General features: G+C 34.8%; 9 protein-coding genes and 1 pseudogene. 7 read left to right on the top strand and 3 right to left on the bottom strand.

The window, feature by feature from the left end:
- Together QWY92_RS19610 and QWY92_RS19605 are read left to right on the top strand one after the other, a co-directional pair.
- The coding region (locus QWY92_RS19610) for a DUF2480 family protein (RefSeq protein ID WP_290274893.1) at positions 1-312 on the top strand (312 nt) is incomplete at its 5' end.
- Positions 313-487: 175 nt separating this feature from the next.
- Positions 488-1,390: a DUF3078 domain-containing protein gene (locus QWY92_RS19605; protein WP_290274890.1), complete on the top strand. Its 903-nt coding sequence runs from the start codon at positions 488-490 to the stop codon at positions 1,388-1,390.
- Between the two features lie 63 nt (positions 1,391-1,453).
- Here QWY92_RS19605 and QWY92_RS19600 read toward each other — a convergent pair whose 3' ends face one another.
- The gene (locus QWY92_RS19600; protein ID WP_290274885.1) at positions 1,454-3,706 is read right to left on the bottom strand and encodes a penicillin-binding transpeptidase domain-containing protein; all 2,253 of its coding nucleotides are present in this window, start codon (positions 3,704-3,706) and stop codon (positions 1,454-1,456) included.
- A 103-nt stretch (positions 3,707-3,809) separates the two neighbouring features.
- On the opposite strand from QWY92_RS19600, the gene QWY92_RS19595 reads away from it, so the two are divergent.
- From QWY92_RS19595 to QWY92_RS19575, 5 genes are all read left to right on the top strand, one after another.
- Entirely contained in the window at positions 3,810-4,715 is a 906-nt protein-coding gene (locus QWY92_RS19595) for a DUF6607 family protein (protein ID WP_290269167.1), read from the top strand.
- A gap of 2 nt (positions 4,716-4,717) precedes the next feature.
- Positions 4,718-6,211 (top strand): ankyrin repeat domain-containing protein, encoded by a 1,494-nt coding sequence (locus QWY92_RS19590; RefSeq protein WP_290269164.1) that lies wholly within the window; start codon positions 4,718-4,720, stop codon positions 6,209-6,211.
- 6 nt (positions 6,212-6,217) lie between these two features.
- Entirely contained in the window at positions 6,218-6,715 is a 498-nt protein-coding gene (locus QWY92_RS19585) for a DUF2271 domain-containing protein (protein WP_290269163.1), read from the top strand.
- A gap of 101 nt (positions 6,716-6,816) precedes the next feature.
- The gene (locus QWY92_RS19580) at positions 6,817-7,179 is read left to right on the top strand and encodes a hypothetical protein (protein ID WP_290274883.1); all 363 of its coding nucleotides are present in this window, start codon (positions 6,817-6,819) and stop codon (positions 7,177-7,179) included.
- On the top strand, positions 7,148-7,492 hold the full coding sequence (locus tag QWY92_RS19575; RefSeq protein ID WP_419761795.1) for a PepSY domain-containing protein: 345 nt from the start codon (positions 7,148-7,150) through the stop codon (positions 7,490-7,492). Before QWY92_RS19580 ends, QWY92_RS19575 begins: the two co-directional genes overlap by 32 nt.
- On the opposite strand, the pseudogene QWY92_RS19570 reads toward QWY92_RS19575, so the two are convergent.
- A pseudogene (locus QWY92_RS19570) lies at positions 7,487-9,077 on the bottom strand (bifunctional rhamnulose-1-phosphate aldolase/short-chain dehydrogenase); the annotation flags it as partial. The gene QWY92_RS19575 and the pseudogene QWY92_RS19570 sit on opposite strands and share 6 nt — an antisense overlap.
- A gap of 153 nt (positions 9,078-9,230) precedes the next feature.
- The coding region (locus QWY92_RS19565; protein WP_290274876.1) for a hypothetical protein at positions 9,231-9,499 on the bottom strand (269 nt) is incomplete at its 5' end.

Raw genomic sequence — 9,499 nt, 5'->3', positions numbered from 1 at the left:
GCTTTAACCTGCAGTACAGATGCTATAATTCCGGGTTGGGCCTATATGCTTTTAAGCATTCATTTAGAACCTTACGTCAATAAAACCATTATAGGAGACTTAGAAAACTTAGAAACCGCAATTTATCAAGATATTATTGGAAATTTAGATGTTTCCGAGTTTCAAGACAAACCCATTATTATAAAAGGTTGCTCAAAAAAACCGGTACCACAAAACGCATACATCATGTTGGCCACAAAATTACAACCCGTTGCCAAATCTATTATGTACGGCGAAGCATGTTCCTCTGTACCCCTTTTCAAAAAGAGATAATTCCCTAATTTCATTGTGACTTAATAGCAAATTTAGTGTCCAAACAATAAAAGCAAATACGTTATAAACCGCTTTATCGTTTTGTATCAAACTTAAAAATAACTTATATTTGCACGCAAATTAAAACAAACTGAAAAATGAAAAAAACGTTATTATTATTGGCATTTGTATCGGAATGGTTTCCGTAAATGCGCAAACTAAAGAAGAATTACACGCTCAAAAAGAAGAAAAACAAGCTATAGCCGATGCTGCTCAAGCTGAAGCAACTGCCATACAAGCAAAAATTGACGCACTTCCAGGTTGGAGAAAAGGTGCTTTTGGTACTATTGGTGGTAGCTTATCTAACTTTAACAACTGGTACTCGCAAGACACACCAAACAACGCATCTGGTAACATTGGGTTTACTTTAAACGCTTACGCAAATTTAATTGAAGATAAATTCTTTTGGAGAAACTCGTTAAACACAAATTTAAACTGGGTAAAACTAGATAACAAAGACAACAATACGGATGACGATAAAGGTTTTAGTCCAACTACTGATGTATTTAATATTTCATCTTTATACGGTAGAAATATTACTAAAACATTAGCGGCTTCTGGATTATTGGAATACAGAACAACTTTACTAGATAACTTTAACGATCCTGGATATTTAGACGTAGGTATTGGTGCTACATGGACACCTATTGAAAACTTAATTGTTGTTATTCATCCTTTAAACTACAACTTTGTATTTGCTGATGGTGATTCAGTTTTCGAATCGTCTTTAGGTGCTAAAATAGTTGCAGACTATACAAGACAAATTGGAGCAATTAACTTCAAAACAAACTTCTCTACATTCCAAAGCTACAAATCTAGCGATTTATCCAACTTTACTTGGACCAACTCGTTTAGCTACACACTATGGAAAATGATTGGTGTTGGTTTCGATTTTGGATTAAGAAGTAACAAACAAGAAGCTTTAGATTATATCCAAAACTTAGCAATAGTAGATGGTGGTAACCCAGCCGAAACATTTGACTCTGTAGATAACAAATTACAAACTTATTACACTGTTGGTTTAAGTTATAAATTCTAATAACTTTCTCTTTTACAGAAGAAATAAAAAAAGCGCACATCAATGGATGTGCGTTTTTTTGTTTTAACTAGTCTTTATTGCCTTTAAATTTCCGCTTCTTCTTTTTACTACTGAATATTCTTTAAAAAAACCATCTCGTTTTTCTTCATTACAATCTAAATCGGAAATGACTTGGTCTGCAGGTGCTTCAAAACGACTTTTTGTTATGCCGTTATACGTAGAGTCTTCATTCAATTTAGAATAAAACTTGGCAAATATAGGAAGTGCTGAATTTGCACCCTGCCCTAGCCCTGTGGTTCTAAAACCAATGGCTTGGTTATCGTTCCCAACCCAAGTTACAGTCACTAAATTTGGTGTAATTCCAACAAACCAACCATCTTTATTATCTTGTGTTGTTCCGGTTTTCCCAGCAATATCATTTCGTAATCCATAAGCTGTTCTCAACCTTGAAGCCGTTCCTTTATTCACTGTAGATTGCATGATTTCCAACATCACCTGTCGAGTATAATCTTTAAAAGCAGGCTCAGCCACTTCTGGTTCAAACTCAGCTATAACTCTACCGTTTCTATCCGTAACTTTAGTAATTGCATAAGGTGTAACCGGTTTGCTATTGTTTACATAACTGGCGTAAGCCCCCGTAAGTTCTTTCAAGTTAATTTCTGCAACTCCTAAAGCTATAGATGGTAAGTTGGGCAACGCTTTATTAATCCCCATTTTTTTTGCCTGTTCTAGCACTTTAGGAATTCCAACTTCATTTAAAACCTTTACAGCAATGGTATTAACCGAATTACTCAAAGCCATTTCCAAATTATAGTTAAGGTGTTCATCTTCATTTTCACCACCAGAATTCGAAGGCGTCCAACCATTATAATTACTATAAGTTACTTCTGCTAAAGAAAAGTAAGTACAAGGTTCCATTCCATTTTCAATAGCAGCAGTATACACAAACGGTTTAAATGTTGAACCCACTTGGCGCTCACTTTGCGAAATATGATCGTATTTAAAGTAACGATAATCAATCCCACCAACATAAGTTCGAATAGCACCTGTTTTAGGAGCAATACTCAACATACCTGTATTTAAAAACTTTAAATAGTGCTGTAAACTATCTAAAACACTTATATTTTGAATGGTATCACCTTTCCATTGAAACAATTCTGTTTCACGTTTTACCGCAAGCGAATCATGAATTTGGGACTCAGATAAACCTGCTTCCTTATATTTTTTATAAAGTGGTAATCTTTTTAAAGCACCTTCAATGAGTTTTTTATTGTTTTTCCAAGGCGCTCTATTTCCGTAGGATGCTTCAAAGTTATTTTGCAATACAGCAAGATGCTCTTTCATGGCGTCTTCCGCCATCTGTTGCATGCCAATATCCAACGTATTAATACTGATGTTGTTTACAAACCTATTGGTTGTGAAGGTTTTATCGGTTGCTACCGGATTGCTCGTTTGCGTTTGCGTGTCTATGTTGGCTCTAACCGATGTATCGTAGTAATCGATAAGTTCATTAAAATATTCAAACTTGTATAAGAGTCTAAAGTTTTCTTTCTTAAAATTGATAAGAGCATTCGTGTTTATTTGTGTTTTTGGTAGCCAATCATAACCTCGTAAACCATCATCATTATAGTAGTTTTTGCCTTGTTTATCATTATAAAAACCCGCAAATTGATTTCTGTTTATGCCGGCTCGTGCAAACCAAGTACTATTAAAATTGTGGCTTAGGTTTAAGGCTTGAATGTGGCGGCCTTCATCAAATAAGGCATATTCATTGCTTACGGTTTCTTCCTGTATGGAAGTTTTAATATTCCAATCGGTATCTATCGATTTTTTTGTTATGATATTGATAACTCCAGAAATGGCGTTAGCGCCGTATTCCACACCCATAGCGCCTTCTACAATTTCTATGCGCTCTACATCGTCTAAGTTTATTTGCGTTAAATCGATGTTGTTTCCGAAGCCATTATCGCTTACAAGCGGAATATTATCAACTAAAATATTAAAATATTGAGCATCTAATCCGAAGAAAGAAATGGTCGATTTTCCCGTTTTTGAATTCGGAATAATAGTAAGGTTGAGGTTGAAGTTCAATAAATCGGCCAAGTTATTAGCTGCCTGATTATCGATTTGCTCACGCCTAATAACCGTTACATTATGTGCCGATTTTTTAATGGATTGCGGGTTGTATTGCCCAGTAACAACAACTTCTTTTAAAGCCTGAAGCGCTAAGCTGTCGGGTTTAATTTCTTGGGAAAATAGTGGTCCAGAAAAAAAAGTTATAAAATAAATGGCGAAATACTTTTTATTTAGAATCATTCTTGATTAAATTTGCTGCAAATATATATCTTATTTTAATTCAGTCTAAATAAGAATAGATTAATTTTAATATTTTTTTAATAATTACATCAAAACACTAAAAATGAAACAATTATCAATTTTATCATTATTCATTTTAACCTTTTCCTTCTTTGGACATGCTCAGAAAAAGAAAAAACAAGATGCCGAATCCATTAAAAATATGTGTGGATGTTTCGAGGTAACCTTCAATTTTGCCGAAACATTTCATTACAGTAAGGATTCGCTTTATAAACCTTCAGAAACTAAAATTGATAAAGGATTAGAATGGGCGCAGTTGGTTGAAGATGATAAAAACAAAATTTCAATTCAGCATTTATTACAAGTTGGAAACCCTGCAGAACCTTATATCGTAAAGCATTGGAGACAAGATTGGCTTTATGAAAACACCGATTTCTATATGTTTAATGGCGATAATACGTGGAATTATATCTCGAAACCAAAAGCTGAGGTAAAAGGGCAGTGGACGCAAAAAGTTTATCAGGTAGATGATAGTCCGCGCTACGAAGGTTCTGGAACTTGGGTGCATGTCGATGGTAAAAACTATTGGGAAAATACTACCGATGCACCTTTACCAAGGCGGGAATACACCAAGCGCAGCGATTATAATATTACCGTTAGAGGAAACCGCCAAGAAATTACTCAAACAGGTTGGGTGCACGATCAAGACAATGCGAAAGTACTGCGGGAACTAGGTAAGCCTGATGTGGTTTTAGCAAAAGAAAAAGGATACAATACTTACGTGAAAGTAGCCGATAGTCGCTGTCAAGGTGCCATAGATTGGTGGAGTGAAAATCAAGATAAATGGGCTTTGGTACGCCATAAATGGGATGATGTTTACAGCAGAAACCAAAATTTAGCTCTAGAAAACAAAGTGGAAAACAAGGTGCTTTATAAATACTTGTTTTCTGATGATTATACTGAAAAAACTAAAATTGAAACCGTTATTGAATCTTTTGTAAAAAAATAAATATGAATTATAAACACACCATCTTAGTTGCCTTTTTATTCGCAAACTTGCTATCGGCACAAACAAAAAACACGTTTTTGGAAAGCGACTTTTGGAGCACAAAACCAAGCATTGAAGTTGTAGAACAGAAAATAGATGAAGGACATGATCCTACCGCATTAACTTCTAACGGCTTTGATGCCGTGGTGTATGCTATTTTGCAAGAGGCGCCAAATGAAACTATTAAACATTTACTGACTAAAATAGGAAACCCTGTTAATAAATTAACCCACGATAAACGTACTTATGCCTTTTGGTCGGCATATAAAAATAATGCCGAATTATTACAATATTTAGCAACGGAAAATGCCGATTTTTCACTTCGAGATTCTCATCATTTTTCGCCATTAACCTTTGCCGCTGTTGCTGGTGTTACAAATACTGATATTTATGATATATGTATAAAAAATGGCATTGATGTTAAAACCGATGTCGATGAGCATGGTGCCAACGCGCTTTTGTTGCTAACACCACATTTAGCAAATTTTGAGCTAGTCGATTATTTTACATCAAAAGGACTTGATTTAAATTCCGTAGATCAGGATGGAAATGGCGTTTTTAATTATACCGCAAAAGCGGGGAATAAAGCCATGTTGGAGTTATTGATAAAAAAAGGTGTGCCTTATAAAGTTTTGAATAAAAAAGGTGAAAACGCACTGTTTTTAGCAACTAAAGGTTCTCGAAAAGGTTACAATACTTTGGATTATCTAAAATATTTAGAGGCTTTAGGTTTAGAGGCGAATATTATTAATACCGATGGCAAAACACCGCTTCATAATTTAGCTTATGGTAATAAAGATTTGGAAACCTTCTCTTATTTTATAAACAAAGATGTTGCTGTTAATCAAATAGATGTCGAGGGTAATACCGCGCTAATCAATGCTTCCAGTAGAAATACTTTGGAAATAGTCGCTTTTTTAGCGTCTAAGACAGACGCGATTAACCAAGTTAATAAAGATGGAGAATCGGCTTTAACAAAAGCTATTTCTAATACGCCGGAAGTCGTTCAGTTTTTAATTAAGAAAGCTGCCGATGTTCATGTTATCGATGCGAAAGGAAACAATCTAGGCTATTATTTATTGAAAAGTTTCCGCGCGAAGGCGTCTGATACTTTTGGTGAAAAACTGGCGGCATTATCTAATAAGGGATTCAACATTAAAACAAGTCAGAAAGATGGTAACAGCGCCTATCATTTGGCTTTAGATAACCGTGATGCTTTAGAATTATTAAAAGTGGTTCATAATTTTGGGGTTGATATTAATGCTAAAAATAATAGTGGTTTAACACCTTTACATAAAGCAGTGATGCAGGCTAAAGACGAAAAGATTTTAAAATATCTTCTAAGTATTGGTGCTAAAAAAGATATAAGAACTGATTTTGATGAAACAGTTTACGATTTAGCAAAAGAAAATGAATACCTACAAAATCACCAAATTGACATTAATTTTTTAAAATAAAAACCCATGAATAAAAATCTAATTTTTAAAATATTCCCGATAGCTTGTCTTGTTGTCTTTAGTTTGTTCGGATTTAAAACCATTTCCGATTCGTCAACTTATAAATGTATGATCCAAATGACGAATTATACCGGAGAAGGGGCTTATGTGGTAATTTCCTTATTAAACCCAGAGGGCGAATATGAAAAAACACTTTATGTACAAGGCGACGATGATGAATGGTATTCTGATATTCCAGAATGGTGGAAGTTTCAAGGGAAAACACGAACCAATATCGATGCCATAACAGGAGCAACAGTAAGCGGAGGTGGACGTACCATTAACGTGATCACGATTGATAACGATAAAATTGATGCGGGTTATAAAATCCGTTTCGAGTCGGCTGTAGAAGATCAAGAATATTATAAAAGCGATGTAGAATTTGAACTCACATCTGCCACAGTAAAAAGTAAAATTGAAGGTAGCGGCTTTATACGTTATGTACGCATGATGCCCCAACAATAAATCATTATAAATGACGATTTCTATCTGGAGATACAGCCACTTAACGCTGGCTGTATCGACTTCTATATTTATATTATTAGCAGCTTTAACAGGAGTAGTTTTTGGCGTTTGAGCCTATTTCGAATCAGTTAAAACCGTATGCCGTTAAGGATGCTCAATCTCTAACGTTGGATAAAACGATTGCTGTTTTGAAAGCGGAATATGATGAGGTTATCCAAATAGAAATTGATAAAAACGATTTTGTTCAAGCAGACGTTATTACTAAAGCAGGGGATAGTGAAACTTTTTATGTTAATCCGTTTACAGGAAAAAAAATAGGGGCTATTATAGAAAAAGCTCCAATTTTTAAGTTTGCTACCAACTTACATCGGTCTTTATTTTTAAAATCAACTGGGCGCGCTATAATTGGTGTGGTTCTTTTTGTTGTTTTTAATGACGGTGAGCGGTGTTTTTTTAATAGCTAAGCGGCAAGGAGGTTTTAAAGCTTTTTTTTCAAAAATAATTAAGGAAGATTTTAATCCGTATTATCACAGTATTTTAGGACGTTATACTTTAATTCCTATTGTAATCGTAACCGTTACGGGAGTTTATTTATCGTTAGAAAAATTTTCGTTATTACCAACAGATAGCCACAGGCATGAGGTTGTCGTTATGCCTTCCGCGAAAGCGTTACAAAATAACACGGATGGTTTTAACGTATTCAAATCTATAACTTTAAGTGACGTGGCGCATGTGGAATTTCCTTTTCGGAAGATGAAGAAGATTATTTTATATTAAAATTACACGATTGTGCACGATAATATCGACTCCGCCAAATTCTATACATGCTTTTTTGTAAGCCGATGCAATAGAATCGGTGTTTGTTACATCGCAAATAGCATAAGTAGAAACATCACGCTTGTATGTTGCATGCGCTTCTTTTAAACTATCTTCATTAATATCGGTAAGTACTACATTAGCCCCTTCAGCAGCTAGTTTGTCTGCAATAGCTTTACCAATTCCACCACCAGCACCTGTAACCAAGGCTACTTTTCTAGATAAAGGTTGCTCTTTAGGCATACGTTGTAATTTGGCTTCTTCTAACAACCAATACTCAATATCGAATGCTTCTTGTCTAGGTAAAGAGGTGTAAGCGGTAATGGCTTCTGCACCGCGCATTACATTGATCGCGTTAATATAAAACTCATTGGCTACACGTGTAGTTTGCTTATTTTGGCAAAACTAAACATCCCAACACCTGGATAAATTATAATTACTGGATTTGCATCACGCATATCAGGACTGTTTGCTTTTTTACATGTATTATAGTAATCAGCATATTCTTGTCGGTAGGCATCAAAAGCAGGCTCTAATTTCTTTAAAATAGCATCAGCATCTGATACATCTTCGTTTTTATTTAATGTTAATACTAGCGGCTGAATTTTTGTACGCAAGAAATGGTCAGGGCAAGAGGTTCCCATTGGAGCCAGACGTTCTAAATCATTACTATTTATGTATTTCATAACCACATCTGTATCAGAGAAATGACCAATCATTCTGTTCTCAGAAGAGCATAAACCTCTTAAAAGTGGCATAATTTGAGCCGCTTTTTCTAAACGCTCTTCTTTTGGTAAGCTTTCATTTTTTGACCACCAAATACACTCCCTTTTTCTTTTATTTTTTTCTCAATAAATTCAGAAGCCATTTCAATAACTTCTAAACTGTTCATGTAACATTCATAAGAAGTGTCTCCCCATGTGAATAAACCGTGACTACCTAATACAATACCTCTTATTCCAGGATTGTCTTCTAAACATTTTTCTATTTGAAGACCTAAATCGAACCCTGGACGTTGCCAAGGCACCCATCCCATAGTATCTCCCCAAATCTCTTTGGTGACTTGTTCACTATCTTTCGCTGCTGCAACTGCAATGAGTGCATCTGGATGCAAGTGGTCTATATGAGCGAAGGGTAATAAGCCATGCAAAGGGGTATCAATTGAAGGCGCTTTACTATCTAAATCATAAATACAGTGGTTAAATAAACCTACCATGCGGTCTTCATCTTCCAAGCCTCCGTAGACATTTTTTAAATCGCGTAACCTGTTGGTATATATGCCTGCAATACCACTTCTGTTTAAAGTGCCAATATCACCACCGGAACCTTTAATCCACATTACCTCAACATCTTCATTGGTAAGTGGGTCTTTTTCTATGGTTCTGCAGCTTGTGTTACCACCACCGTAATTCGTAATTCGTAAATCTGCCCCTAAAATATTAGATCGGTATAAAAATAAATCTACTTGGTTATCACCTAATGATAATGCCTTTTGATCGTCCCATAAATAATCGACGTATTTAAAAGTTTTCGTATTGTTTTCCATAATGGTTTGTTTGTTAAAAATGTTAGTTCAAAAGTATATTCATTAACCAATTTGTCTATCCTGTAGTACCTTGTAAATTATAAGTGAAAAGAGTAATTATTTTAAGTGGTTTTGGTGTTAATTAATTGATTATTAGTTATTAATGATGTTTGTTTAGAATGATTTTAAATTAAAAAAAATGAAGCGATTTTTGCTCATTTCAGGAATCATGATGAGACCTTTTTCTGGGTTAATACCCAAATCTGCAAATTGTGAAAATCCAGAAATCACTTCTTTTACATCACCTTTTTTGTTAATTTTTAGTAATCTTCCTCCTGTCCAATCCGTAGCGTAATAATATGGACCATATTTAATGACACCGTCAAAGTTTGCTATTGGTAATCCTTTTCCAATAGGACTTATTTTTTTGTTTTTAGGTTTAT

The organism is Algibacter miyuki (assembly GCF_030409805.1).
GTDB classification, from domain to species: Bacteria; Bacteroidota; Bacteroidia; order Flavobacteriales; family Flavobacteriaceae; genus Algibacter; species Algibacter miyuki.
This window is presented reverse-complemented; position numbering and strand designations above follow the sequence as displayed.

What these genes read in the sequence shown, in the direction of transcription:
- QWY92_RS19605 (WP_290274890.1), top strand. Translation starts at nt 488, where the DNA reads ATGGTTTCCGTAAATGCGCAAACTAAAGAAGAATTACACGCTCAAAAA.
- QWY92_RS19600 (WP_290274885.1), bottom strand. Translation starts at nt 3,706, where the DNA reads ATGATTCTAAATAAAAAGTATTTCGCCATTTATTTTATAACTTTTTTT.
- QWY92_RS19595 (WP_290269167.1), top strand. Translation starts at nt 3,810, where the DNA reads ATGAAACAATTATCAATTTTATCATTATTCATTTTAACCTTTTCCTTC.
- QWY92_RS19590 (WP_290269164.1), top strand. Translation starts at nt 4,718, where the DNA reads ATGAATTATAAACACACCATCTTAGTTGCCTTTTTATTCGCAAACTTG.
- QWY92_RS19585 (WP_290269163.1), top strand. Translation starts at nt 6,218, where the DNA reads ATGAATAAAAATCTAATTTTTAAAATATTCCCGATAGCTTGTCTTGTT.
- QWY92_RS19575 (WP_419761795.1), top strand. Translation starts at nt 7,148, where the DNA reads ATGACGGTGAGCGGTGTTTTTTTAATAGCTAAGCGGCAAGGAGGTTTT.